This is a genomic window from Kitasatospora sp. NPDC036934, assembly GCF_055608425.1.
This window is the reverse complement of the sequence record NZ_JBVJQR010000028.1, coordinates 20993-44480: the sequence shown is the minus strand read 5'-3', so window position 1 is coordinate 44480 and position 23488 is coordinate 20993. Positions and strand designations below refer to the sequence as shown.

Sequence of the window (23488 nt, the reverse complement as noted above, 5' to 3'; positions counted from 1 at the left end):
CGGGAGCGGCCGAATTGGTCATTCGGAGGGCGTGTCGCCCTCCCCCGCCCCGGGCGCCGCCCCGGGCCCGGCTCCGGCGACCCCGGCCACGCTCAGTGATTCCAGCAGCTCCCGGGCCGGTTCCAGCCCCGGCTCGGCCGCCACCGCGCGGTGCAGCAGCCCCAGCGCGAGCGGCCCGTCCCCGGCCGCCAGGGCGTCCAGCGCCCGGTTGTAGTCGATCCGAGCGGCGTAACGCAGCCGGAACAGCACGCTCAGGTCCTCGCGGCAGGACGGGCAGCCCAGCGACTGCCGGTCCGCCGGCACCTTGCAGAGCGGGCACTGCACCTCGGGCAGGGCCCCGGGCAGGCCCCCGGGCAGGGTCTCGGTGGTCATCGCGGACCGGCCTCCTCCGGACGGACCGGGCCGAGCGACTCGGCGGCCGGCTCGCTGCCCAGCTCCCGCTGCGCCTGCGCGTACAGGGCCAGCAGGTTCGACATGTGGGTGTTGACCGCCTCCATGTTGGGCGCCTCCACCGCCTCGTCCAGCCCGCGCAGCTCCGCCATGATCCGCTGGGCCAGGGCCGGCGAGATCATGTTCTGGCTGACGTAGACGTTGCACATGGTGAGCATCCGGAAGGTGTGGCCGAGCGCGTCGCACAGCTCGTCCGCCTTCTGGGCCGCGCGCATCGCGCCCTCCCAGTCGGCCGCCTCCCGGCGCAGCCGCAGCTCGGCGGCCACCGAGCGCAGCCGGTCGAGGTCGCTCGGGTCCAGGTGCTTCTCGCAGTAGTGGATGAACAGGCTCAGGTACGCCTCCGAGCCGCGCACCCAGCGCTGGGCCTTGAGCTGGCGCTGCGCCCTCTCCAGCGCCTCGTCCACCGACTGGCCGCGGGTCTGGCCGGCCGCCAGGTCGTCCAGGGCGTCCATCAGCCGCTGGGCCTCGCGCATCTCGGCCTCGGTCAGCTCACCGCCCCAGCGGTCGGTGAAGGACTCGATCTGCCGCTGCTGCTCCTCGACCTGCACCTTCAGCTCGGGGTCGAGGCTGACCCGCTCCAGCTTGACGGTCTTCTCGCCGCCGCCCTGGATCCGGACCGACAGCGTGATGGTGCGGTCCCGGTCCAGGCCGAAGGCGACCTCCACCCCGGTGCGGCCACCGAGGCCCTCGGGCAGGCGCAGGGTGAGGTGGCCGATCAGCTCGTTCTGCTGGGCGATCTCGTGCTCGCCCTCGTAGACCGCGATCTCCAGCCGCTGGCGGCCGCTGCCGGAGACCACGAACTCCCGGCTGACCGGCGAACTGGTCGGGTAGCTGGTGTTCTTGGGGATGATGACGGCCAGCCGGCCGTCGTTGAGCTCGATCCCCAGGTTCTTCGGGGTGATGTCGAAGGGGTTGGTGACCTGCATCAACTCCCCGCAGCCCGCGCAGACCTCACTGCCCGGCGGGTTGACCACCGAGCAGGAGCCGCAGCGCAGGCCGACGTCCTCGGCGGCGGTGGAGGCCACCCTGGTGTTGCCCGGGGCGGCCGAGTTGAGCGGCTCGCCGCACAACTCGCAGGCGGTGACGCCGGGGGCGGCCGGGGTGCCGCACTGCGGGCAGTTGTCGCTGCGCAGCGCGGTGGTGGTCTGCGACTGCCGGGGGATGGCCGCCCCCGACCCCCCAGCGCCCGAACCATCCATCGACTGACCGCACTTGGCGCACTCGGTGGCCGCGGCGTCCACCGGGACGTGGCAGGTCGGGCAGGACACCCGGTCGCCGCCGAGCAGGGAGGTCGCGCAGTTGGCGCAGTTGGAGGCCGAGAGGTCCCCGGGGGCCCGGCACTCGGGGCACTCCACCTCGCCGACCAGGGCGGACTGCACGGCCGCGCCGAGCGCGACGCACTGCATCGGGTTGACGCCGCGCTTGATCCGACGGGTGCCGAACACCTCGCCGAGCCGCCGCTCCACCAGCGGGATCGCGGTCGAGCCGCCGACCAGCACCACCTCGTCGATGTCCCCGACGGTCAGGTTGGCCTGCATGATCGCCTTGTGGGTCAGCTCGATCGTCCGCTCGATCTGGGCCTCGATCAGCTCCTCGAAGCGCGCCCGGTCGAACTCCGTCTCCAGCACCAGCTGTCCGGCGCCCAGACCGGGCAGGATGACCTCGGAGGCCTGCTGGTTGGAGAGCTCGATCTTCACCGTCTCGGCGGTGGAGGCGATCTTCGGACGGTCCCGCAGGTCCGGCTGGTAGTCGGAGCCGTACTCCTCGCGGATGTCCTCCAGGAGGGCGCTGGTGATCGCCCGGTCGAAGTCGTCGCCGCCGAGCAGGTTGTCGCCCTCGATGCCGAGCACCGAGACCGAACCGGGCACCAGCAGCAGGATGGAGATGTCGAAGGTGCCGCCGCCGAGGTCGTACACCAGGACGGTGCGGCCCTCATCGCCGGCGTCGGTGGTGAGCCCGTACGCCAGCGAGGCGGCGGTCGGCTCGTTGATGATCCGCAGCACGTGCAGGCCGGCCATCCGGCCCGCCTCCTGGGTAGCCGCGACCTGCCGCTCGCCGAAGTACGCGGGGACGGTGATGACGGCCCGGTGGAAGGGCTCGCCGATGCGCTGCTCGGCGTCCTCCTTGAGCCGGTGCAGGATGATCGCGGAGATCTCGATCGGGGTGTAGGAGCGACCGTTGAACCAGACGTTGACGTCGCCGTCGGTGCCCGCGGTGACCTTGTAGTCGATGTCCTTGAGCGCCGCCTGCACCTGCGGGTCCTTGAACTTGCGGCCCATGAAGCGCTTGACCGAGCGGATCACGTTGGCGCCGTCGATGGCGATCCGGCTGCGCGCGGTGGAGCCGACCAGCAGCTCGCCCTTGCGGCCGCTGCCGACCACGGAGGGTGTGGCCTCCTGGTTCTGCCGGTTGAAGATGATCTCCGGCGCGCCCCGGCGCAGGTGGGCCACCACGGAGTTGGTGGTGCCCAGGTCGATGCCGAGTGTGCGGTACATGTCGTTCCCCTCTTGCCCCTCGTGGTCCTGGCTACTTCTTGCGCTTGGCCCGCTTGGCCGGTCGGCCCGACGCCGCCGCCTTGGCCGCCCGCCGGGCCCGGGGCGGGACCGGCCTGGCCGGGGCCTCGCCCGCGATGGCCTCCGGCTCCTCCGCCTCCGCGGGCCCCGCAGCCTCCTCGGGCTGCTCCGCTTCGTCCGCCTTCGCCGCTTCCTCGGCCTCCGCCGGCTCCTCGGCCTCCGCCGACTCCTCGACCGACCCCTCAGCCGGCTCCGAGACCGGTTCCCAGGCGGGTTCCTCGACCCGCTCCGGTCCGGCGCCTTCCGGATGCCCGAGCACCGCGAGCCGCGGGTCCTCGGTCGGCGGCAGCGCGGACTCCGGTGCGGCGACCACCACTTGGGCCCGGCGCAGCACCTCCTGCTCCCAGAAGAAGCCGGTCACCACCGTCTGCACCACCGTCTCCGGCGCCACCCCCGGCCGCACCTCGGTGCCGACGATCTCGGTGAGCGCCGGGTCCGCCGCCAGCCCCTCCAGCCGCATCGGCCGCACCCCGGCCTTGGCAAGCCGGCCGAGCAGCCGCCGGCGGGTGGCCTCCAGCCCGGCGCCGCGGCCGTGGGCGACCAGCTCCCGGTCCAGCCCGAGGGCGGCCAGCGCGTCGTCCACCTCGACCAGGACGCCCAGCAGTTCACGCTGCGCGGCCCGGGCCTGCTGCTTCTGCTCGGTCAGCTTGTTGCCCAACAGTGATGCCCGGAAGAGCAGTTGGGTGAACTTGGCCTCCAGGTCGACGGACTCGACGCCCGGCGGGACCTCCAGCCGCCGGTGGCCGGTGAGAGGGGATGCGGTCGGTGCGTCGGTCATTCCGGGACCTCGATCTGCGGCAGCACGGACAGGTCGGCCGCGTAGCGGGCGGGGACGGGCGGTTCGGGATCGGCGCCACCGGGCGCGGGTTCGGCGAAGTCGGCGGCGGCCTCGGCCCGGTGGAGGGCGAGCAGGTCGGCGGCGGACGGCGGGCCTGGGCGCTCGACCACCAGCAGCGGTTCGGCCAGCGCGGGGGCCAGCAGTTCGGCGGCCTGGTCGACCGGCTCTGGCGGCAGCGGCTGCTGGAGGTCGACCTCCAGCCGCCGGTCCGGGTTGCGCAGCAGTGCGGCGGCGTCCTGGATCTGCTGGCGGCTGTAGCGGCCCGCCTTCAGCGCCTTCCCGACCGAGAGGTTGATCTCGCGCACCCCGGCCGTGAGCGGGATGCCCAGGACCTCGTACGGCGACGGTTCGTGCAGTGGCATGACGGGCGGTCTCTCTCCTCACGACTCGGACGGGGCAGTGGGATCGGCGCGGGCGGCACGCGGGCCCGGCGGGCGGCACGCGCACCGACTACGACGAGGACGGCGGCCCGGCGGTTGCCGGGCCGGCCGGTCAGCGGCGGCGGCCGAGGTTGTTGATGCGGCCCGCCAGGGCGCGCAGCTCGCGGTCGTGGGGATTGTGCTGGAGGGCCAGCTCGATCGCCCCCTGGGCCTCCAGGTAGTTGCCGGCGTTGGCCCGGGCGACGGCGAAGGAGCTGAGCACGATGCCGAGTTCGCTCTTGAGCTTGGCGGTGTCCTCCGGCGTGGCGGCCAGGTCGAGCGCCTCCCGCAGCAGGGTGATCGCCTCGGCGTAGAGGCGCTCCTCGTAGAACGAGATCGCCCGGCTGCGCCAGACGCTGACCATCAGACCGCGGATCTCGGGCGAGTTGTCGTAGGACTTGGCCTTCTGGAGCATGGCGGCCTGGGCCTGGAAGGTGCTGTTCTGCATGTGGTCGATGACGTGGTTGGCGAGCATCACCGAGATCCGGCGCATCGCCTCGGTGCCGGCCCGGGTGTAGTCGCCCTCCCAGTCCGGGTCGACGTCCAGGGCGCTGGCCATCCGCCGGATGGCGAGGTTGCTGTCGTCGGCGAAGGCGGCCGAGCGGGAGAGCTGGCGCAGGACGAAGGCCAGGCCGCGGCGGTTCTCCGGGTCGTCGTCGAGCTCGATCAGCTGCTGCCACAGCTCGACGGACTCCAGCAGTTCCTCGTCGGAGGCGTCGACGCGGCTGAGCTGGCCGGCCCGGTTGCCGAGGGCGGCGCACAGGAAGTGCCGGGCGGTCGGGTCGCCCGGGTTGAGGTCGAGGCTCTTGTCCAGCAGGGCGATGGCCCGCGGGTAGTCCTTCTCCTCGTTGTTGATCTTGCGGGCCCACTGGGCGTAGGTCGCGCCGAGGTCGCCCCGCACCTCCGGGTCGTCCGGGGCCAACTCGAAGGCCTGCTCCAGCAGATCGGCCGCACCCTGCTGATCGTCCACCGTGCTCTTCAGCAGCGCGCGGGCCGCCCGGACGCCGGACTCGGCGGCGATCCGGGCCACGTCGGCGGGCAGCACCACCCCGGGGACGGTCCGGGCCCGGGTGAGGCACGCCAGCGCCTCGGGCCAGTCCTGGTTGCGGTGGTGCTCGCGGGCCTGGCTGACCAGCGACGCGCCGAGCAGCGACTGCCAGGCCGCGCCCCGGGCGCTCTCGGCAACCGCGTCCAGCGCGGCGACGGCGGCCGCCTGCCGGCCCTGGAGGTGCAGGTACTGCTGCGGGCCGAGCGCGCCGAAGAGGCCGAGGGCCCGGCCGAGGGCGGGTGTGCCGGGGCCCGCCGCCCGCCGCCAGGCCCCGACGGCCTGCTGGTAGGCCTCGCCCCAGCCGGGGGTCTCCGGCGCGGCGCGCAGCAGCCCGTCCAGGGTGGGGCCGACCACCAGGCGGCGCGCGGGGCGGCCGGGCAAGGTGATCCGGACGTCCTCCTGGGCGAAGGCGTCCGCGGCGTGGGCCTCCATGCCCAGACGCAGCGTCCAGGCGGTGGTCTCGTCGCCGGTGCGCCCGGCGGCGCGGTCGACGGCGCGCAGGTCCTCGCGCAGCCGGTCGATGACCGCGGTGCGGGCGGCGGCCGTCCGCTGGGGTTCGGCCTCGCGGCCGGTGATCCGGGCGGTCTCGGCCCACAGCTCCTCGCCGTGCAGGGCGGCGACCAGACAGCCGAGCGTCCAGGCCCAGACCTGCTCGTCGGGGCCGTCCTGACCGTCCGGGCCAGCCGGGCCGGCCTTGCCGCCCTGGCCGTTCTGGCCGTCCGGACTGGTCTGGCCGTCCTGGCCGTCGGCGGCCGGTTCGGCGGAGGCCGAGGCGGCGAAGCGGTAGCCGGCCAGGCCGACGGCGTGCAGCAGCCGGGGGTGGGCCGGGTCCTTGAGCAGCAGTTCGCGGTAGCCCCGGAAGGCCTCGCCGGGCCGGCCCTCGACGGCGTGCTGGTGGGCCTCGTGCTCGCCGAGCAGCACCAGCGCGGCGGCCGCCTGGGGGTGGTCGGGGACGAGGCCGAGGGCCTGGCGCAGGTCGCCGGCCGCCCGTCCGGGCTGGTCTGCGGCGAGGGCGGCGCCGGCCCGGCGGACCAGGACGGCGGACCGGGCGGTGACGGCGTCGGCCGGCAGCTCGGCCAGGGCCTCGTCGAGGCGGCCGAGTTCGGCGCGCAGCAGGGCGAGGTCGAGCCGTACGGGGGCGGCGGCGGGGCTGCCGCCCAGCGCCTCGGCCCAGGCCGCCAGGACGGGTTCGGCCTGTTCGGGGGTGCCGGCCCGGCGGGCGCAGTCCAGGACGGCGCTCAGCGCGGGGCCGGCGCAGCGCATGCAGCGCGGGGAGCCGGCGTCCGCGGGGGCGTGCAGGTGCTCGGCGCAGGCCTCGCGACCGCAGCCGCCGCAGGCGCCGGCGGCGGGTCGGGCGCAGGCGGTGCAGTCCCCGACCGGGTCGGCGGCGGGAGCGGGGGCGGTGAGGAAGTGGCCGTACCACTCCAGCGCGGTGGCCCAGTTGCCGGCCCGTTCGGCGAGCAGGGCGCGCAGCCGGGCGAGCGCCGGGTCGCCGGTCGGGTCGGGGTCGAGCGGGCCGAGCAGGGCTATGGTCTGGACCGGACGGCCCGCCAGCAGGGCGACGGCGGCCAGGTGGTAGCGGTCGCGGAGCCCGGCGGCGGGGTCGAGCAGCGTGGTGAGCCGGTCGGTGGCGCCCTCGGCCAGGGCGAGAGCGGCGCGCAGCCGGGACTGCCGGTGGGTGAGCGCGCCGGGCAGGGTGTCGGCCAGGGCGAGCGCGGCGGTGGCCCGCTCGCGCGCATCGGCGCGGTCGCGTCCGGTGACCAGCAGGTGGGCGGCCTCGCGCAGCGCGGCCTCGCGCAGCGCGGCGCGGTAGCCGGCGGCGGTGGGGTGCTCGGCGGCGGCGCGCTGCCACAGTTCGCGGGCGGCGACCGGGTCGGTGGCCAGCCGGGTGCGGGCGAGCCGGTCGCGGACGAGGGCCTGGCGATCGTGGAGTTCGGGGTCGTCCAGGGGTTCCCAGCGCGCCAGGGCGCCGGCCGGGTCGTCGGTGCGGGCGAGGGCGAGGCCGTGGTGGTAGGCGGCGATCCGGCTCCAGCGGGAGCCGGGTTCGGTGTCGGCCTCGGCGCGCAGGACCGGCTCGGCCTCGGCGGCCTGGCCGGCGGCGGTGAGGGCGGCGCCGAGCCGGACCCGGGCGGGGCGCCAGTCGGGGGCCTGGCCGAGGCCGGCGCGGTAGTCGGCGGCGGCCTCGGCGTGCCGCTCGGCCCGCTCGTGGACCAGCGCGAGACCGAACCGGGCCGGGGCGTACGAGGGTTGGGCGGTGAGCGCGGCGGTGAACTGCTCCCGGGCCTGGTCGTCCGCGCCGAGCAGCAGGGCGAGCCGGCCGAGGGCGTAGCGCGGGCGCGGGTCGCCGGGGGTCTCGGTGGCGGCGGCCGCGAGGTCGGCCCAGGCGGCGTCGGTGGCGCCGAGCCGCTGCCGGGCGAGGCCGCGGAAGAGCAGGCTGTCGGTGCGCAGCGCCGGGCCGCGCCCCCAGAGTCCGGGGTCCCCGGGGCTGCGGCGCAGCGCCTCGTCGAAGGCGGCGACGGCCGGTTCGTCCCGGTGCAGGGTGAACAGCTGGGCGCCCCAGCGGAACCAGAGTTCGCCGCCGCCGTCGGGGGCCGCGGCGGCGAGCAGCGGCTCGGTCTCCTCGGCCCGGCCGGTGGCACGCAGCAGGGCGGCCCGGGCGAGCACCGGCCAGTCCTGGCCGGGCAGGGCGGCGAGGGCACCGGCGGTGGCTTGGTCGCGCCGTTCGGGGCTGCCGTCGCGGCACAGCTGCTGCAGCCACTGCCGGGCGCGGTCGGCGGTGTCGGCCTCCTCGCCGGGTTCGGCGCCGCCGGCGGTGGCCTGGAGCAGGGCGAGCAGCGGCCCGAGGTCGCCGTCCGGGGCCTGGAGGCGCTCCTCGGCGAGGCGGCGCAGGCTCCATCGGGGCAGTTGCCGGGCCGGGTCGGTGAGCAGCGGGAAGGCCTCGCGGTACAGGGCGAGGGTGGCCTGCTGGTCACCGGTGGGGATGGTGGCCTCGGCCTGGCCGAGCAGGGCGAGGCCGCGCTGGGCGCTCAGTTCCTCAGGCCCGGTGGCGAGTTGGCGGGCCAGTCGGGCGTAGCGGCGGCGGGCCTGGGGGGCCTTGCCGGCCGCGAGCCGCTCGGCGGCGGCGCCGAGGGCCTTGGCGACTCCGGCGGCGTCCAGGGTCGTTCGCCTGCGCACCAGGACGACGGCGGCCCCTCCGGCCAGTGCCACTATGACCAGCAGCACCGCGATCAGCAGCATGCACCGTCCCCCTGTTGCTCCACAGTCGTCCACCTCATGATCAACAGCCCCCGTGTGATCATGAGTTGACGTCGTTTCGTGATGTTGCTCGGGCGCCCAACAGAATAGGCCCTCCCCGGGGCGGCGGAACAGGAACCCGGACTATCCTGACTGCGCATCAGCAGCGGTCAGAAGCGTCGGGGGTCGTGTGTCCGAGTCACGTTGGGTGCCCGGGCTCCGCTTCGGGCCCGAGTTCGACCCCGAACAGTACGAACTCCTGGAGTTCCACCACCGGGGCGGCGAGGCCGAGGTGTGGCGGGCGGTGCGCACCGGACACAACGGGATCAAGGAGCTCGTCGCCGCCAAGATCATGCTGGAGCGGGACCCGTCCGAGGTGCGGCGCTGGCTCGGCCGCTGGGACGACGTCTCGCACAACGCCCACCGACTCGGCGTCACCGACCTGGTGGTGCCCAGCTTCCTGCTCGGCCCCTCCCCGCACCGGCCCGGCACGGCGCCCTCCGGCGGGCTGCTCGGCTACCAGATCTCACCCTGGGTCGACGGCGTGCCGCTGCACACCTGGGCCCGCGGGCAGCGCGGCGGTCCGGCCGCGCTCGCCGAGGTGCTGGCCCGGCTCTGCCGGATCGTCGACGAGCTGCACCGCAAGCGCTGGGTGCACCGCGACATCTCCCCCGCCAACGTGCTGGTCGACGCCCAGGGCCTGGTCAAACTGATCGACCTGACCTTCCTCGCCCCGCTCGACCACACCCTGACCGTCGCGGTGTTCACCCCCGGGCACGTACCGCCGGAGGCCGAGCAGGTCGGCGGCTTCCCGACCACCGCCAAGGACCTCTTCGCGGTCGGCACCCTCGCCCGCATCCTGCTGCTGCCCGACCACGGCCGGCTCGACCACCGGCTCGCCGCCGAACAGGCCCGCGCCGAACTGCTCGCGGCCGGCTACGGCGAGGAACTCGCCCGCTGGGCCTGCGAACCGCTCGCCCGCGACCCCGAGCGCCGCCCCGCCCCGCTCGGCCCCTGGGCCGCCCGCGGCCGCGAACTCCTGCGCTCCCACCGCCCGGTGGCGCGCACCGCGGGCCTGGCCGTGCTGCCCGACCGGGCCGGCCGGCCGCTGGTGGTCACCGGAGGCGCCGACGGCACCGCGCTGACCGGCCCCGGCCGCACCGGCCACCGGCTGCCCACCGGCCAGGGCCCCGGCCCCGTACGGGAGTTGGCCGCGGGCTGGGCCGGGCGCCAGGGCGAGCTGGTGGTCTGCGCCGAGGACCGCTCCGGAACCCTGTGGGTCGGTACCGGGGCCGGTTGGTGGGAGGCGGCCCGCGGGGTCAGCGGCCTGGCCGGGGCGGTCGGCGCGGCCGGCGAGCTGATCGTGTGGACGGCCGCCGCGGGCGCCCTCCGCTCCTACCGCTGGGCCCCCGGCCTCACCCTCACCGGCCAGGAGCACCCCGGCTGCCCCGCCGACCGGGTGCTCGCCGCCACCGAGGAACGGCCCGGCGCCTGGCTGCTGCTGGTCGAGCACCGCGAACGGGTGCTCAGCTGGCGGCCCGGCTCCGGCGAACCGCCCGTCCCGCTCGGCCCGCCCGGCACCCTGCGCGCCGGGGCCCTGGCCCGCGCCTCCGCCGGACCACAGGCCGCCACGCTGCGCGCGGACGGCTCCGCCCAGCTGCACACCCTCGGCCCCGCGAACCCCGGACCCGGTACCCAGATCGACGACGGGGAGCCCTCGCTCGGCATCGCCATGGTCGGCCACCGCGGCGGGCCCACCGTCGCCCTGGCCGGCGCGGGCGGCGTCCGGCTCCGACTGCCGCCCGGCGGGGCCTCCCGTCGCCCGCGCTGGTGGCGCCCCACCCTGCGCCCGGCCACCCGGGTCGCCCTCGCCATGGGGGACGACTGGCGGCTGTGCCTGGCGGCGGTGGTGGAGGGCGAGCTGCAGGTGTGGCAGGAGGACGCGGCCTACCGTTGGCAGGCGGTGGAGCTCCCGGAGGAGAGCTGAGGTCCTGTCCGGCCTAGCGCGTGGGTTCCGGGCACCCGTGGAGGAGTTCGGCGAAGGCCGCTGCTGCGGCGTCCTGCGGGAGGATGCGCTGCGCCCGGTCGCCCTCCGGGGTGCTGATCACATAGTGCTCGGCGAGGTACGAGAAGTCGTCCCAGGGCTCCCAGCGGTGGGCGCGCAGCAGGGTCCGGCCGCAGCGGGTGCAGCCGATCCACGGCACCAGCACCAGCTCGGCCAGCTCCGGCTCGCTCCAGCCCGTCACCACCTCGGCCTCGTCGCGCTCGCCGTCCAGCAGCCGCACCGGGGCGGGCGCGTCGTCGCCCGGGCAGCGCAGCAGGCCGGGGGTGAGCTTCTCGCGCTCGCCCCACTCCTCGGCGAGTACGGAGATCCGCGCCCGGTCCGCACCGCTGATCGGGATCTGGCGGGCGAGCAGGCCCTCGACCAGCAGACCCAGCCCGCACTCCTGCTCGCCGATTTCCCAGCAGTCCTTGACGCCCTGGGCGGCGTCCTCCGGCAGGAGGTCGGCGGTCCGGTACCAGAGGGCGGTGTTCTCGTCCATGGGTCGGACTCTACGTCCTCCCTGACGCCTCCCCGCAGGCCAGGGGCCTGCCGGCAGCAGGCGCCCCGGGCCATCGGCACGTACGTCTCAGCGAGCCGTACCAGACGAACGTACGTCTCACACGTTTGTGCAAGGCGGCGCGAGCTCGCCCGCCGGCGGGCTCACTCCCCCGGCAGCAGGTGCACCGGCCCGACCGCGCTGACGAACGTCTCGCCGCCGACCGGCCACGGGCGGTCCGCCGACACGACCAGGAGCTCCGGCAACTCGGCCGCCTCGGGGCGGAGTTCGACGCGGTGGTCGTGGCCCCGGAAGTCACTGCCGATGACCTTCGCCGGGACGGCTCCCGCCACCGGCGAGGCGGTGAGCCGGAGTTGGCCGGGGCGGAGCAGAGCGACGCCGTTGCGGACGGCCGGGTCCGGGCCCGCCAGCGGCAGGGCGCCGAACGGCGTCCGGGCCTCGACTCCCTCGATGTCGGCGGGAATCAGGTTCGCCTCGCCCAGGACACCGGCGACGGCGGCGTCGGCCGGGCGGTGGTACAGCTCGTCGGGGCTGCCGGCCTGGGCGATCCGGCCGTCGCGCAGTACGGCGATGGTGTCGGCGAACGACAGCGCCTCGTCCTGGTCGTGGGTGACCAGCACCGCGGTGGTGCCCGACTGCCGCAGGGTGGCGGCGACTTCGCGGCGCAGTTCGGCCCGCAGGGCGGCGTCCAGGGCGGCGAAGGGCTCGTCCAGGAGCAGGAGCCGGGGCCGGGGCGCCAACGCCCTCGCCAGGGCGACGCGTTGCTGCTGGCCGCCGGAGAGCTGGTGCGGGCGGCGCTCCCCCAGGCCCGGCAGGCCGACCAGGTCGAGAAGTTCCTCGACCCGGGCGCGCCGTTGGGCTCGCGGCAGCCCGAAGCCGATGTTGCCGGCGACGCTCAGGTGCGGGAACAGCGCGCCGTCCTGCGGGACGAGGCCGATGCCCCGGTGTTCGGCGGCGAGCCGGCTGCGGCCGTCGTCCAGGACGCGGTCGTGCAGCACGACCCGCCCGGCGGCGGCCGGGTGGAAGCCGGCCAGCACCCGCAGCAGGGTGGACTTGCCGCAGCCGGAGGGGCCGAGTACGCAGACGAGAGCGCCGTCCGGCACGGTCAGGTCGATGCCGTGCAGGACCGGGCTGCGCCCGTGCGCGGCGTGCAGGTCAACGACGGACAGACCGGTCATGAGGCACTCCCGAGGCTACGGCGGGTCAGCAGGAGGACGGACGGCACGGACAGCGCCACCATCAGCGCGGCGTACGGCGCCGCCGCCCCGTAGGCGAGGCCGCTGGTGTAGGTCCAGAACTGGGTGGCCAGCGTCTGGGTGCCGGTGGGGCGCAACAGCAGGGTGGCGGTCAGTTCGGTGGAGGCGGTGAGGCCGACCATGGCGACGGCGGCGCCGAGGCCGGGCAGCACCAGCGGCAGTGTGACCCGGCCGAGGACGGCGAGCGGCCGGGTACCGAGCGAGCGGGCCGCCTCCTCGACGCCGGGCGGCACCTGGGCGAGGGCCGCGCGTACGGCCGTCAGCGCCAGCGGGAAGAACAGCAGGACGTAGCCGAGGATCAGCATCGGCGGCTGCTGGTACAGGGGTCTGGCCCAGCGGACGGCGAAGAAGACCACCGCGAGGGCGACCGCGATGCCGGGCAGCGCCCGGGTGAGGTAGGCGATCCGCTCGACGGCGCGGGCCGGCCGGGTGCCGCGCCGCCAGCCGTACAGGGCGACCGGGACGGCGGCGGCGGTGGCGGCCAGGGCCGCGCCGAGCGCGTACCCGAGGGTGGCCAGGGTGGCGCCGAGCACGGAGGCGGAGGGCAGGGTGGTGGAGCTGCCCTTGATCAGCCAGTACGCCAGCGCGTACAGCGGCACCCCGAGGGAGACGCCGACCAGCGCGGCGAGGGCGCCGAGCGCCGGGACGGTCCAGCCGCGGAGCCGTACCGGCTGGGCGGGGCGGGCGAGCGCGCCGTGCCGGGTGACCCTGGCCCGGCGGCCGGCCCAGGCCTCCAGCGCGACCAGCAGCAGGGCGAGGCCGACCAGCACCAGGGTGAGCAGCGAGGCCGAGGCGGCGTCGAAGCCCAGCTTGTACTGGGTGAACACGGCGGTGGCGAAGGTGGTGTAGCGCAGCATCGCGAAGGCGCCGTACTCGCCGAGCAGGTAGAGCGAGACCAGCAGCACGCCGCCGGCCAGGGCGGGCCGGGTGAGCGGGAGGGTGACCCGCCACAGGGTGGCGAGGCGGCCGCGGCCCAGCGAGCGGGAGACCTCCTCGGCGGCGGCGTCGCCGTGCCGCAGGGCGGCCGCGACCGGGAGGAACACCAGCGGGTAGAGCGAGCAGGTCATCACCAGCGCGGCGCCCCAGTAGCCGTGGACGGAGCGGAACAGCGAGACCCAGGAGTAGCCGCGGACGAACTCCGGTACGGCGAGCGGCAGGGCGAGCGCTACGGTCCAGGCCCGGCGGCCGGGCAGGGTGGTGCGCTCGACCAGGTAGGCGGCGCCGAAGCCGAGGACGGCGGTGGCGAGGGTGACGGCGGCGGCCAGCGAGAGGGTGTGCCAGAGCAGGGTGGCGATCAGCGGGCGGCCGAGCAGGCGCCGGGTCTGGTCCCAACCGGCCTGGGCGGCTTGGGCGGTGACGAAGCCGAGCGGGGAGGCGACCACCGCGACGACGGCGACGGCGAGCGGGGCGAGCAGGCCGGTGGCCCGCCACCGCCGACGCGGTGACGGGCCCTCGAAACGCCGGGGGAAGGTCACTGGAGCAGTCCGGCGTCCTGGAGCAGGCCCAGCGCCTGCTTGCCGTCGCCGAGCGCGGCCGGGTCGGCGACGGTGCCGAGGCCGTCCAGGGCGGGCAGTTCGGGCTTCCCCTGCACGCCCGCGACGAGCGGGTACTCGTAGCTGGCCGAGTCGGCGATGACCGTCTGGGCGGGGGCGGAGGCGAGGTAGCCGAGGAAGGCCTGGGCGGCGGCCTGGTGCTTGCCGTGCTTGAGGACGCCGGCGCCGGAGACGTCGATCAGCGAGCCCGGGTCGCCCTTGGGGAAGTAGTGCAGGATCGCGTGGGTTCCGGCGGCCCCCTTCTCGTCGCGCATCCGGTAGAAGTAGTAGTGGTCGATGACGCCACCCTCGACCTCGCCGCTGTTGATCGCGGCGGAGAGGGTCTCGTTGCTGTCGTAGACCTTGGCGTTGCCCTTGAGGCCCTTGAGCCACTGCTTGGCGGCGTCCTCGCCCTTGGCCTTGAGGACCTGGGTGACGACCGGGGCGAAGTCGGTCTCGCTGGGGGCGATGCCCAGGCGGCCCTTCCACTCGGGCTTGGCCAGGTCGAGCACGGAGGCGGGCGGCGCGGTGTCGGCGGCCTTGCCGGTGCCGGCCAGGAAGGCGGAGCTGCGGGCGGAGACGCCGACCCAGTCGCCGTTGCCGGAACTGTCGGCGGCGGGGACGGACTTGAGGGTGTCGGGGGCGACCTTGGCGAGCAGTCCCTTGTCACCGAGGACGGTGAGCGCGGGCGGGTTCTCGGCGTAGAAGACGTCGGCCGGGGAGGCGTCGCCCTCCTGGAGGATCTGGTTGGCGAGCTCTGCCTCGTCGCCGGAGCGCAGTTCGACCTTGATGCCGGTGCGCTTGGTGAAGTCCTCGGTCAGCGCCTTGACGGTCTGCTCGTGCTGGCCGCTGTAGACGGTGATGGTCTGGCCGGCCAGGGCGGTGCCGGTGGCTTCGGGCGAGGCGGTGCCGCCGCCGGAGCTGCCGCAGGCGGTGAGCGCGAGGGCGCAGGCCGCGACGAGGGACAGGCCGGCGAGGGGGCGCACGGTACCGGGCATGGCGAGGGTCCTCCGGAAGGGCAGGGAGCGGCCGCCGTAACCCTCGGAAAGCGAGGACCGGCGGCCCGACGGCACGAGAACCTAAGGCAGGAAAGGCTTGCCTAACAAGTGTCGGAGCGTCACATCTCGATCCGGTCGCGGCAGGGTAGGGCTACGGTGAGCGAACCCCCAAGTAACCGCAAAACCGCCACCAAGCATCGGTCATGGCCGGCCAGGACGGACGAATCAGCGTTCGAACCGCGCCGCGCCAGCCATCACGGTGGGTAGCGGCCGCCGGTGGTGCGCGAGGGCCCCGGACATGCCGGAGCCCGCCCATGCCGGGGCCCCGGAACCGTTGTCGGTTCCGGGGCCCCGGCGCTCGCGATGGGTGGTGCTCAGCGGAAGCGGCGCAGCCGGAGGCTGTTGCCGACCACGAAGACCGAGGAGAAGGCCATCGCCGCCCCCGCGATCATCGGGTTGAGCAGCCCGGCCGCCGCCAGCGGCAGGGCGGCGACGTTGTAGCCGAACGCCCAGAACAGGTTGCTCTTGATGGTGCCGAGGGTCTTGCGGGAGAGCCGGATGGCGTCCGCCGCGGCCAGCAGGTCGCCGCGCACCAGGGTGAGGTCGCCGGCCTCGATCGCGGCGTCCGTCCCGGTGCCCATGGCCAAACCGAGGTCGGCCTGGGCGAGAGCGGCCGCGTCGTTGACGCCGTCGCCGACCATCGCCACGACCTTGCCCTCGGCCTGCAGCCGCTTGACGGTGTCGACCTTGTCCTGCGGCATGACCTCGGCGATCACGTGCTCCGGTGCGATGCCGACCTCGGCCGCGACCGCCTCGGCGACCAGCGTGTTGTCACCGGTCAGCAGCACCGGGGTCAGGCCCAGGGCGCGGAGCTTGGCGATGGCCTCGGCGCTGGTCGGCTTGACCGCGTCCGCCACCTCCAGCACCGCCCGCGCCTCGCCGTCCCAGCCGACCGCGATCGCGGTGCGGCCCGCCGACTCGGCCTTGCGCTTGGCTTCCGCCAGTACCTCCGGCAGGTACTGCGACCACTCGTTGAGCAGCGCCTCCCGGCCGGCCACCACCGCGTGGCCGTCCACCACGCCCTGGACGCCCAGGCCGGGCACGTTCTCGAAGCCCTCGACGGCGGGCAGTTCGCCCGCCTTGGCGGCGGCGTTGGCGATCGCCCGGGCGATCGGGTGCTCGGAGGCGTGCTCCACGGCGCCGGCCAGGCGCAGCACCTCGGCCTCGGTGGTCGTGTCGGTGGTGTGGACGGCGAGCAGGGTCATCTGGCCGGTGGTGACGGTGCCGGTCTTGTCCAGCACGATGGTGTCGACCTTGCGGGTGGACTCCAGCACCTCCGGGCCCTTGATCAGCACGCCCAGCTGGGCGCCGCGGCCGGTGCCGACCAGCAGGGCGGTCGGGGTGGCCAGGCCCAGGGCGCACGGGCAGGCGATGATCAGCACGGCCACGGCGGCGGTGAAGGCGGCCGTCCAGCCCTCGCCGGTGCCCAGCCAGTAGCCCAGGGTGGCCACCGCGAGGGTGATCACGATCGGGACGAAGACCGCGGAGATCCGGTCGGCGAGCCGCTGGGCGGCGGCCTTGCCGTTCTGGGCGTCCTCGACCAGCTTGGCCATCCGGGCGAGCTGGGTGTCCGCGCCGACCCGGGTGGCCTCGACCACCAGCCGACCGCCCGCGTTGACGGTCGCACCGGTGACGCCGTCGCCGACGCCGACCTCCACCGGCACCGACTCGCCGGTCAGCATCGAGGCGTCCACAGCGGAGGCGCCCTCGACCACCGTGCCGTCGGTGGCGATCTTCTCGCCGGGGCGGACCACGAAGCGGTCGCCCACCGCCAGTTCGGCGATCGGTATCCGCACCTCGGCTCCGCCGCGCACCACCGTCACGTCCTTGGCACCCAGCTCCAGTAGCGCCTTGAGGGCGGCTCCGGCGGTGCGCTTGGAGCGGGCCTCGAAGTAGCGCCCGGCCAGGATGAAGGCGGTGACCCCGGCCGCCGCCTCCAGGTAGATGTTGGAGGCACCGTCACTGCGGGCGATGGTGAACTCGAAGCCGTGCCGCATGCCCGGCATCCCGGCGTCGCCGAAGAACAGCGCCCACAGCGACCACAGGAACGCGGCGCCCGTACCGAGCGAGACCAGGGTGTCCATCGTCGCGGCGCCGTGCCGGGCGTTGGTCCAAGCCGCCCGGTGGAACGGCCAGGCGGCGTAGGTGACGACCGGAGCGGCGAGGGTCAGCGAGAGCCACTGCCAGTTGTCGAACTGCAGGGCCGGCACCATCGCCATCGCGATCACCGGGACGGCCAGGGCCACCGCGGTGAACAGGCGCTGGCGCAGCGGGGCCAGTTCGTCGGCCGGCTCGCCCGGTTCGGCGCCCTCGCCGACGGCGGCGGCCGGGGGCTTGGGCAGGGCGGCGGTGTAGCCGGTGGCCTCGACCGTGGCGATCAGGTCGGCAACCCCGACCTCGCCCTCGAAGGCGACCTTCGCCTTCTCGGTGGCGTAGTTGACGCTGGCCGAGACACCGTCCATCCGGTTGAGCTTCTTCTCGATGCGGGCGGCGCACGAGGCGCACGTCATTCCGCCGATCGAGAGTTCCACCTCCGTGGAGGCGGGTGCCTGCGTGGTCATCGTTGCTCCTCGTGACAGTTGTTCCGCCTGGTCTGCCCGGCCGGGCCGTCATACCCTGTAGGGGTATCGGGCGGTGCCAGGTCCATTTATACCCCCAGGGGGTACGAGAGACAAGCCCTGATAGATACCCCTGATGGGTATTTTTCCGCGACGGTGACCCGCTTGACTTGATACCCCTATGGGGTATTCACTCGTGGCACTCCCCGCCGGAACCCAGAGGAGGGCCGCATGGCCGGCTACCACAACGAGAAGGACCAGCTCCTGCGCAGACTGCGCCGCGTCGAGGGCCAGATCCGCGGCCTCCAGCGGATGGTCGACACCGACACCTACTGCATCGACACGCTGACCCAGGTCTCGGCCGCCACCAAGGCCCTCCAGTCCGTCGCCCTGAACCTGCTCGACTCCCACCTCGCCCACTGCGTCCAGGACGCCATCGCGGACGGCGGCGCCGAGGCCGACGCCAAGGTCGCCGAGGCCTCCCAGGCCATCGCCCGGCTCATGCGGGCCTGAACCCGCCCCCCCTTGATCGAGGAGAACCCCGCCATGAACACCGCCCTGCGCATCACCGCCTTCACCGCCGGCCTCGCCGCCGCCTTCGGCCTCGCCCTCGGCGTCGGCCACGCCACCGGCAGTGGCCCCGCGCCCGAGCCCGCCGCCCACGCCGCCCACGCCGGGCACACGGAGCACTCAGAGCACGACTCCGGCGGCGGGGCAACCGCCGAACACCTCCCCGGCGGCCTCCAGATCTCCGAGCGCGGCTACACCCTCAGCGTCGACACCCCCTTCGTCACCGCCGGCTCCCCCACCGACCTGCGGTTCCGCATCCTGGGCGCCGACGGCAAGCCCGTCACCGCCTACCAGCAGCAGCACGAGAAGGAACTCCACCTGATCGTCGCCCCGCGCGACCTCTCCACCTTCCAGCACCTGCACCCGACTCTCGCCGCCGACGGCACCTGGAGCGCGACCACCGCCGTCCCCGCCGCCGGCGAGTACCGGATCCTCGCTGACTTCACCCCGGCCGGCGCCGACGAGGGCCTCACCCTCGGCGCCGACCTCCACGCCGCCGGCGACCTGCGCCCGGCCCCGCTGCCCGACACCGGACGGACCGTCACCGTCGACGGCTACACCGTCACCCTCGGCGGCGACCTCACCCCCGGCCGCAGCAGCCACCTCACCCTGACCGTGGGCAAGGACGGCGCCCCTGTCACCGACCTCCAGCCCTACCTCGGCGCCTACGGCCACCTGGTCGCCCTGCGCGCCGGCGACCTCGCCTACCTCCACGTCCACCCGGACACCACCACCCCGGGCCCCGAGATCGGCTTCACCACCACCGCCCCCAGCGGCGGCAGTTACCGGCTCTTCCTCGACTTCCAGCACCAGGGCACCGTCCACACCGCCGCCTTCACCGTGTCGACGGACGCACTGGTCGACCACCGGCACTGAGCCTCAGCCGTACGGGCCGGGCGATCCCCCGCGGATCGCCCGGCCCGCCGCCGCCGCACCCGAAACCCGCTGGCCAGAGCGGGAGTTCCGCACCCCCTGGTGTCATGCAGAGGAGATCACCGACTTCCTCCGGGCCCGCCTCGACGAGGACGCCGCCCTCGCCCGCCGCTGCGACGACGGCGGTGCCCGGACGGAACTGGACGGCGGACTCGACGAGAGCGGCATCGCCGGTCTCTGGTCGTGCATCGCCGGCCTCGACAAGGTCGTGCCGCTGATCGATTCGAAGTACTGCGCGTCCTACTTCGCCAACCTCCGTACGCTGGCCGGGTTCACGGCGGCGCGCCACCTCCCGAGCGCCACCTGACCTCACTGCGACCGGCTGGCCAGCCAGCCGGTCGGGGGCTCGGCGCGGATCTCGGCAGCGCGGAAGGACATGTGCTTGCCCCGGCCGCCGAGCAGGACCCGCTTTCCCGCGAGGGTGGCCGTGGTCGTGGGCCAACCGGACCACGCGTCCACCTCGAAGTCCGTCACCCCCAGGCACACCAGCACGAACCCCACCGCGTTGTGGCCCCGCTCCTCCCACAGGCCCACGGCCCCGGCCGGGACGCCGAAGGCGAAGAATCTCAGAGTGACCGAGGTCTCGCGCTCGTCGATCAGAACGGAGGTCAGCTCATACGCACTCAGCGGTGGCGGCGGGCAGCCGAGTACGGCCCGGACCGTCTCGGGGCTGGTCAGCTCGGCGGACCAGTCCTGGTCACCACTCATAGAAGGCCTTCGCGGTCGTGGGAGGCAGTACCCGGTCCGGGTTCAGGCGCTGGTCGAGCCGGCTCTCGAACCACCTTCGGGCCGTGTAGGGATCCGCCGCACCGGACGACCGGTAGGCGTTGAGGTGCCCGGCCTTGAGAGCCGCGTGCGCGGTGAACTCCAGCGAGAACGCCGAGCCGCTCACCGCGACCGCGATCCGCCGCTCCCGGCCCTCGACGAACGGGGCGAGCTGCACATCGACCACGGTCCCGTCGGGAGTACCCCGCATCCGGAGGTCCTCCCCCACACCCGTGAACTCGATCTGCACCTCGAAGCGGTCGCACCCGGCCTCCACCCAACCCGCAGGCGCCAGGTCCGGAAAGCGCGGGAACTCGACCCGCAGCCTCACCCCGGCCCCGTACGGACTCAACTGCACCGATCTGAGCACCAGGTGCTCCAGGGGCGGCAGCTCGGAACGGCCGGAGTAGAGCGCGGTCAGCCGCTCGGAGCCGGTCAGGAGCTCCGACCACGTGCCGGCTGACATGACTGGCTCCCTCCGCTCCTGGTGCTTCGCCGGGACGATACACCAGTACTGCACGATGACCGTGTCACACCAGGGGTTGACCGCAGCAGGGGGAACCGTGCGGGCGGGGGAGCCGCTTTTCAGCGGATCCGGCTTCCTCGTGCGGACCCCTCAGTGGTGGCCGTCGTGGCCCGCGTGTTCGCTCGCGTCCGGAGAGCCGCCCATCATGCGGAGCATCGCGGCGCCGCCCGTACGGAAGAAGCGCAGCAGGAGGGCCGCCGCCAGGAGGAGGAAGGCGATGTTGAGCCAGGTGGTGTAGTTCCACTCGACGCCCGACATCGGGATCTCGGCGTCGCGTTGGTCCGGGATCAGGCCGAGGCCTCCGAAGAGGAACTCGACGACGTAGCCGGCGGCCACCATCGCCGTGTAGAAGGTGCCCAGGAGGAAGAGGGCCATCCGGCGGCCGTAGTACTTCCGGTAGATGTTGAGGATCGGCAGGATCAGCAGGTCCGCGAAGATGAACGCGACCACGCCGCCGAAACTGATGCCGCCGTTCCAGAGCACCACCGCCAGCGGCACGTTGCCGATCGAGCAGACGAAGGACGCCATCGCGACCAACGGCCCGACCAGCGGGCCCCACAGCTTTCCGGCCAGCGGGTGGTCGGCGAAGAAGAAGGCCTGCCAGAAGGAGTCGGGGACCCAGGCGGCGATGGCGCCGGCGATCAGCAGCCCGATCACCAGGTCCTTGAGGATGGCCGCCCACTCCATCACGAAGACGTGCGAGACCGAGGTGAGGCCGCGCGGGGAGAGCAGGCGGCGGGCGAACGGCCCGGATCCCGCCACCGACATGTCCATCGCCGCGTGGCCCTCCATCGAGCCCGCCCGCCCGTACGACGCCTGTTCGCGGGCTTCGGCCAGCAGCCGGTCCCGCAGGAACAGCCGGAACAGCAGCGCGAGCAGCAGGATCATCACCGGACCGCCCACGAACTCCGCCGCCGTGAACTGCCAGCCCAGCAACAGCGCCAGGATCACGCCGAGTTCGACCACCAGGTTGGTGGAGGCGATCTCGAAGGCCATCGCCGCCGTGAAGTTCGCGCCCTTGCGGAACAGCGAGCGGGCGAGCGCGACCGCCGCGTAGGAGCAGGACGAGGAGGCCGCTCCCAGCCCCGAGGCGACGGCGAGGGTGCGCGGCCGATCGTCGCCGAGCAGCCGGACGACGGTGGACTTGTGGACCACCGCCTGCACGACGGCGGAGAGCAGGAAGCCGAGGATCAGCGCCCAGGTGATCTCCCAGGTCATCGACCCGGCGACGGACAGCGCGTGCAGGATCGCGCGCATGGCAACCCACCTTCTCTCGGTCCCGGTCCGCGACAATGTACCCGTACGGGGTATTAGGGAACCGTGACGCACCGCCATCCGCCGCCGCGGCGCTGACGAGTCCCACCCTTCATGACGGGCCGTGCGCACTTGCCACGACGGGCCGTGGCCGCTCCACCGGCGGGGAGATTCCCACCCGGGGGCGCGCATCCGTCACACTCCCCCACCGTCCGCCCTGGCCGCACGTACGCCGGCCGGCGAGGAGCCCGACACCGCTCCACTTACCCTAGGGGGGTATGGTATCTTCATCATCGAAGCGGCCCCCGGGCCACTCCGGAAGGCGTCGCTCGCACGACCGACACCCGCACGACCGACACCCGTACCGACGACAGGAGCACACCATGAGCGAGACCACCGTCACCGTCGAGCCGGCCGCCACCGAGGGCTCCTGCTGCGGCTCGTGCGGCACCGGCGCCGCCGAGGCCCCCGCCACGGCCGCCGCCGAGCGCGCCGTGTTCCAGGTGAAGGGCATGACCTGCGGCCACTGCGTCAGCTCGGTGACCGCCGAGCTGAAGAAGGTCGCCGGCGTCACCGAGGTCGCGGTCGACCTCGCCACCGGGCAGGTCACCGTCGACAGCACCGCGCCGCTGACCGACGCCGACGTGGCCGCCGCCGTCGATGAGGCCGGCTACGACCTGATCGGCCGCCTCGGCGCCTGACCCACCGTCAGCCCGGACGGCGACTCCGGTACGGCGACTCCGGTACGGCGACTCCGGTGCGTCAACTCCCGTCCGCCGACGCCCGTCCGGGCCGACTCCCCTCCCACCGCGCCCCGGTAGAGTGAGAGGCCTCCTCACCGCACAGGAACCGGAGACGGCCATGGCCAGCTACAGCCCCCACAAGGACGACTTCCTCAAGCGGCTCCGTCGCATCGAGGGCCAGATCCGCGGCCTGCAGCGCATGGTCGAGCAGGACACCTACTGCATCGACGTCCTCACCCAGGTCTCCGCCGCCAGCCGCGCCCTCCAGTCCTTCGCCCTGCAACTCCTGGACGAGCACATCGAATGCTGCGTCCGCGACGCCATCGCCGAGGGCGGCCAGGACGCCAACGCCAAGGTCCGCGAGGCCAATCAGGCCATCGCCCGCCTGGTCCGCTCATAGGGTCAGGGCCACCGACGCACCCCGCAGCACCCCGCACCCCCGACGGCATCCGCCCGCCGGGGGTGCGGCGCGTTACGGGGTAGGGGTGTCCACCCCGCCCGCGCCCGCCACCGGCGCCCGCAGCAGCGGCAGGACCACCTCGTCCAGCACCTCGGCGACCACCCGGTCCGAGGGCACCTCTCCCGCGATCATGAAGGCGTCGCGCAGCAGGTCGAGCGGCAGCGCCACGACCCGCGGGGTGAGCCGGGCCGGGTCGACCTCGCCCCGGTCGACGGCCCGGCGCATCATCACCCCCAGGGTCTCCACCGGTCCTTCGTGGGTGAGCCCGGCGCGGAAGACGCAGCGCAGTTCGGGGTCGCGCATCAGGTCGACCAGGAATCCGTGGACGCCCTCGACCGGCAGATCGTCGAAGCGGTGCAGCAGGCTGCCGAGGAACTGCGACAGGTCGGTGCGCAGGTCGCCGGTGTCCGGCGGCTCCCGGTAGTCGGGGGCGTTGCGGCCGAGGGCGGCCATCACCAGTTCGACCCGGTTCGGCCAGCGGCGGTAGAGCACCGGCTTGCTGGTGCGGGCGCGGGCGGCGACGCCGTCCATGGTGAGCCGGGCGTAGCCGTGTTCGGTGAGTTCGGCCCAGACGGCGTCCAGGATCGCCTGTTCCAGTTCGCCCCCGCGCCGCCGCCGCGGGGAGCCCGTTCTGCCGCTCGTCACCGGTTTCCGCACCCGACTCTCGTAGATACGTTGCGTTTCTTAGTGGGGGAAGTCTACAGTCCAAG

The 23488-nt window shown here is 74.2% G+C and carries 19 protein-coding genes; 5 read left to right on the top strand and 14 right to left on the bottom strand.

The genetic code is table 11. The features are described 5' to 3' along the window. Window positions 1–18 precede the first annotated feature (18 nt). From ACZ7BZ_RS31400 to ACZ7BZ_RS31380, 5 genes are all read right to left on the bottom strand, one after another. Window positions 19–372 carry a hypothetical protein gene (locus ACZ7BZ_RS31400; protein WP_470361278.1) on the bottom strand — a complete coding sequence of 118 codons (354 nt, stop codon included), beginning with the start codon at window positions 370–372 and terminating at the stop codon, window positions 19–21. Next, entirely contained in the window at window positions 369–2945 is a 2577-nt protein-coding gene (locus ACZ7BZ_RS31395) for an Hsp70 family protein (protein WP_470361277.1), read from the bottom strand. Before ACZ7BZ_RS31395 ends, ACZ7BZ_RS31400 begins: the two co-directional genes overlap by 4 nt. 31 nt (window positions 2946–2976) lie before the next feature. Then, window positions 2977–3801 carry a nucleotide exchange factor GrpE gene (locus ACZ7BZ_RS31390; RefSeq protein WP_470361276.1) on the bottom strand — a complete coding sequence of 275 codons (825 nt, stop codon included), beginning with the start codon at window positions 3799–3801 and terminating at the stop codon, window positions 2977–2979. After that, complete coding sequence (locus tag ACZ7BZ_RS31385) at window positions 3798–4223, bottom strand: hypothetical protein (RefSeq protein ID WP_380462837.1); 426 nt, start codon at window positions 4221–4223, stop codon at window positions 3798–3800. The genes ACZ7BZ_RS31390 and ACZ7BZ_RS31385 overlap by 4 nt, the downstream gene beginning before the upstream one ends. 130 nt (window positions 4224–4353) lie before the next feature. Further along, window positions 4354–8565, bottom strand: coding sequence for a hypothetical protein (locus ACZ7BZ_RS31380; RefSeq protein ID WP_470361275.1), 4212 nt, complete (start codon window positions 8563–8565; stop codon window positions 4354–4356). Window positions 8566–8752: 187 nt separating this feature from the next. Between ACZ7BZ_RS31380 and ACZ7BZ_RS31375 the strand changes: the two genes are divergently transcribed. Next, a complete protein-coding gene (locus tag ACZ7BZ_RS31375; RefSeq protein ID WP_470361274.1) occupies window positions 8753–10549 on the top strand; it encodes a serine/threonine protein kinase in 1797 nt (598 codons plus the stop codon). Between the two features lie 13 nt (window positions 10550–10562). Here ACZ7BZ_RS31375 and ACZ7BZ_RS31370 read toward each other — a convergent pair whose 3' ends face one another. From ACZ7BZ_RS31370 to ACZ7BZ_RS31350, 5 genes are all read right to left on the bottom strand, one after another. Beyond that, window positions 10563–11105 (bottom strand): hypothetical protein, encoded by a 543-nt coding sequence (locus tag ACZ7BZ_RS31370; RefSeq protein WP_380462843.1) that lies wholly within the window; start codon window positions 11103–11105, stop codon window positions 10563–10565. Window positions 11106–11266: 161 nt separating this feature from the next. Continuing rightward, complete coding sequence (locus ACZ7BZ_RS31365) at window positions 11267–12301, bottom strand: ABC transporter ATP-binding protein (RefSeq protein ID WP_470361273.1); 1035 nt, start codon at window positions 12299–12301, stop codon at window positions 11267–11269. Continuing rightward, on the bottom strand, window positions 12298–13854 hold the full coding sequence (locus ACZ7BZ_RS31360) for an ABC transporter permease (RefSeq protein ID WP_470361272.1): 1557 nt from the start codon (window positions 13852–13854) through the stop codon (window positions 12298–12300). The genes ACZ7BZ_RS31365 and ACZ7BZ_RS31360 overlap by 4 nt, the downstream gene beginning before the upstream one ends. After that, complete coding sequence (locus ACZ7BZ_RS31355; protein WP_470361271.1) at window positions 13851–14909, bottom strand: iron ABC transporter substrate-binding protein; 1059 nt, start codon at window positions 14907–14909, stop codon at window positions 13851–13853. The genes ACZ7BZ_RS31360 and ACZ7BZ_RS31355 overlap by 4 nt, the downstream gene beginning before the upstream one ends. Before the next feature lie 374 nt (window positions 14910–15283). Then, entirely contained in the window at window positions 15284–17530 is a 2247-nt protein-coding gene (locus tag ACZ7BZ_RS31350; RefSeq protein ID WP_470361270.1) for a heavy metal translocating P-type ATPase, read from the bottom strand. 228 nt (window positions 17531–17758) lie between these two features. On the opposite strand from ACZ7BZ_RS31350, the gene ACZ7BZ_RS31345 reads away from it, so the two are divergent. Together ACZ7BZ_RS31345 and ACZ7BZ_RS31340 are read left to right on the top strand one after the other, a co-directional pair. Beyond that, window positions 17759–18040 (top strand): metal-sensitive transcriptional regulator, encoded by a 282-nt coding sequence (locus ACZ7BZ_RS31345; RefSeq protein ID WP_470361269.1) that lies wholly within the window; start codon window positions 17759–17761, stop codon window positions 18038–18040. A 33-nt stretch (window positions 18041–18073) separates the two neighbouring features. Continuing rightward, window positions 18074–18973, top strand: a complete 900-nt coding sequence (locus tag ACZ7BZ_RS31340) for a hypothetical protein (RefSeq protein WP_470361268.1) — start codon at window positions 18074–18076, stop codon at window positions 18971–18973. Between the two features lie 366 nt (window positions 18974–19339). On the opposite strand, the gene ACZ7BZ_RS31335 is transcribed toward ACZ7BZ_RS31340, so the two are convergent. The 3 genes from ACZ7BZ_RS31335 to ACZ7BZ_RS31325 all read right to left on the bottom strand — a co-directional run bounded on the left by ACZ7BZ_RS31335 (window position 19340) and on the right by ACZ7BZ_RS31325 (window position 21578). Next, window positions 19340–19738, bottom strand: a complete 399-nt coding sequence (locus ACZ7BZ_RS31335) for a hypothetical protein (protein ID WP_470361267.1) — start codon at window positions 19736–19738, stop codon at window positions 19340–19342. Beyond that, window positions 19728–20261 (bottom strand): Imm50 family immunity protein, encoded by a 534-nt coding sequence (locus ACZ7BZ_RS31330; RefSeq protein ID WP_470361266.1) that lies wholly within the window; start codon window positions 20259–20261, stop codon window positions 19728–19730. Before ACZ7BZ_RS31330 ends, ACZ7BZ_RS31335 begins: the two co-directional genes overlap by 11 nt. 150 nt (window positions 20262–20411) lie before the next feature. Next, entirely contained in the window at window positions 20412–21578 is a 1167-nt protein-coding gene (locus ACZ7BZ_RS31325; protein ID WP_470361265.1) for a permease, read from the bottom strand. Window positions 21579–21958: 380 nt separating this feature from the next. Between ACZ7BZ_RS31325 and ACZ7BZ_RS31320 the strand changes: the two genes are divergently transcribed. Together ACZ7BZ_RS31320 and ACZ7BZ_RS31315 are read left to right on the top strand one after the other, a co-directional pair. Then, the gene (locus ACZ7BZ_RS31320; RefSeq protein WP_470361264.1) at window positions 21959–22276 is read left to right on the top strand and encodes a heavy-metal-associated domain-containing protein; all 318 of its coding nucleotides are present in this window, start codon (window positions 21959–21961) and stop codon (window positions 22274–22276) included. Between the two features lie 121 nt (window positions 22277–22397). Next, complete coding sequence (locus ACZ7BZ_RS31315) at window positions 22398–22718, top strand: metal-sensitive transcriptional regulator (RefSeq protein WP_470361263.1); 321 nt, start codon at window positions 22398–22400, stop codon at window positions 22716–22718. Window positions 22719–22790: 72 nt separating this feature from the next. Here the strand turns inward: ACZ7BZ_RS31315 and ACZ7BZ_RS31310 are convergent, their stop codons facing one another. Further along, window positions 22791–23423 carry a TetR/AcrR family transcriptional regulator gene (locus ACZ7BZ_RS31310; RefSeq protein ID WP_470361262.1) on the bottom strand — a complete coding sequence of 211 codons (633 nt, stop codon included), beginning with the start codon at window positions 23421–23423 and terminating at the stop codon, window positions 22791–22793. Window positions 23424–23488 lie beyond the last annotated feature (65 nt).

What these genes read in the sequence shown, in the direction of transcription:
- ACZ7BZ_RS31350 (WP_470361270.1), bottom strand. Translation starts at nt 17,530, where the DNA reads ATGACCACGCAGGCACCCGCCTCCACGGAGGTGGAACTCTCGATCGGC.
- ACZ7BZ_RS31400 (WP_470361278.1), bottom strand. Translation starts at nt 372, where the DNA reads ATGACCACCGAGACCCTGCCCGGGGGCCTGCCCGGGGCCCTGCCCGAG.
- ACZ7BZ_RS31390 (WP_470361276.1), bottom strand. Translation starts at nt 3,801, where the DNA reads ATGACCGACGCACCGACCGCATCCCCTCTCACCGGCCACCGGCGGCTG.
- ACZ7BZ_RS31340 (WP_470361268.1), top strand. Translation starts at nt 18,074, where the DNA reads ATGAACACCGCCCTGCGCATCACCGCCTTCACCGCCGGCCTCGCCGCC.
- ACZ7BZ_RS31325 (WP_470361265.1), bottom strand. Translation starts at nt 21,578, where the DNA reads ATGCGCGCGATCCTGCACGCGCTGTCCGTCGCCGGGTCGATGACCTGG.
- ACZ7BZ_RS31365 (WP_470361273.1), bottom strand. Translation starts at nt 12,301, where the DNA reads ATGACCGGTCTGTCCGTCGTTGACCTGCACGCCGCGCACGGGCGCAGC.
- ACZ7BZ_RS31320 (WP_470361264.1), top strand. Translation starts at nt 21,959, where the DNA reads ATGAGCGAGACCACCGTCACCGTCGAGCCGGCCGCCACCGAGGGCTCC.
- ACZ7BZ_RS31370 (WP_380462843.1), bottom strand. Translation starts at nt 11,105, where the DNA reads ATGGACGAGAACACCGCCCTCTGGTACCGGACCGCCGACCTCCTGCCG.
- ACZ7BZ_RS31345 (WP_470361269.1), top strand. Translation starts at nt 17,759, where the DNA reads ATGGCCGGCTACCACAACGAGAAGGACCAGCTCCTGCGCAGACTGCGC.
- ACZ7BZ_RS31380 (WP_470361275.1), bottom strand. Translation starts at nt 8,565, where the DNA reads ATGCTGCTGATCGCGGTGCTGCTGGTCATAGTGGCACTGGCCGGAGGG.
- ACZ7BZ_RS31330 (WP_470361266.1), bottom strand. Translation starts at nt 20,261, where the DNA reads ATGTCAGCCGGCACGTGGTCGGAGCTCCTGACCGGCTCCGAGCGGCTG.
- ACZ7BZ_RS31355 (WP_470361271.1), bottom strand. Translation starts at nt 14,909, where the DNA reads ATGCCCGGTACCGTGCGCCCCCTCGCCGGCCTGTCCCTCGTCGCGGCC.
- ACZ7BZ_RS31385 (WP_380462837.1), bottom strand. Translation starts at nt 4,223, where the DNA reads ATGCCACTGCACGAACCGTCGCCGTACGAGGTCCTGGGCATCCCGCTC.
- ACZ7BZ_RS31395 (WP_470361277.1), bottom strand. Translation starts at nt 2,945, where the DNA reads ATGTACCGCACACTCGGCATCGACCTGGGCACCACCAACTCCGTGGTG.
- ACZ7BZ_RS31335 (WP_470361267.1), bottom strand. Translation starts at nt 19,738, where the DNA reads ATGAGTGGTGACCAGGACTGGTCCGCCGAGCTGACCAGCCCCGAGACG.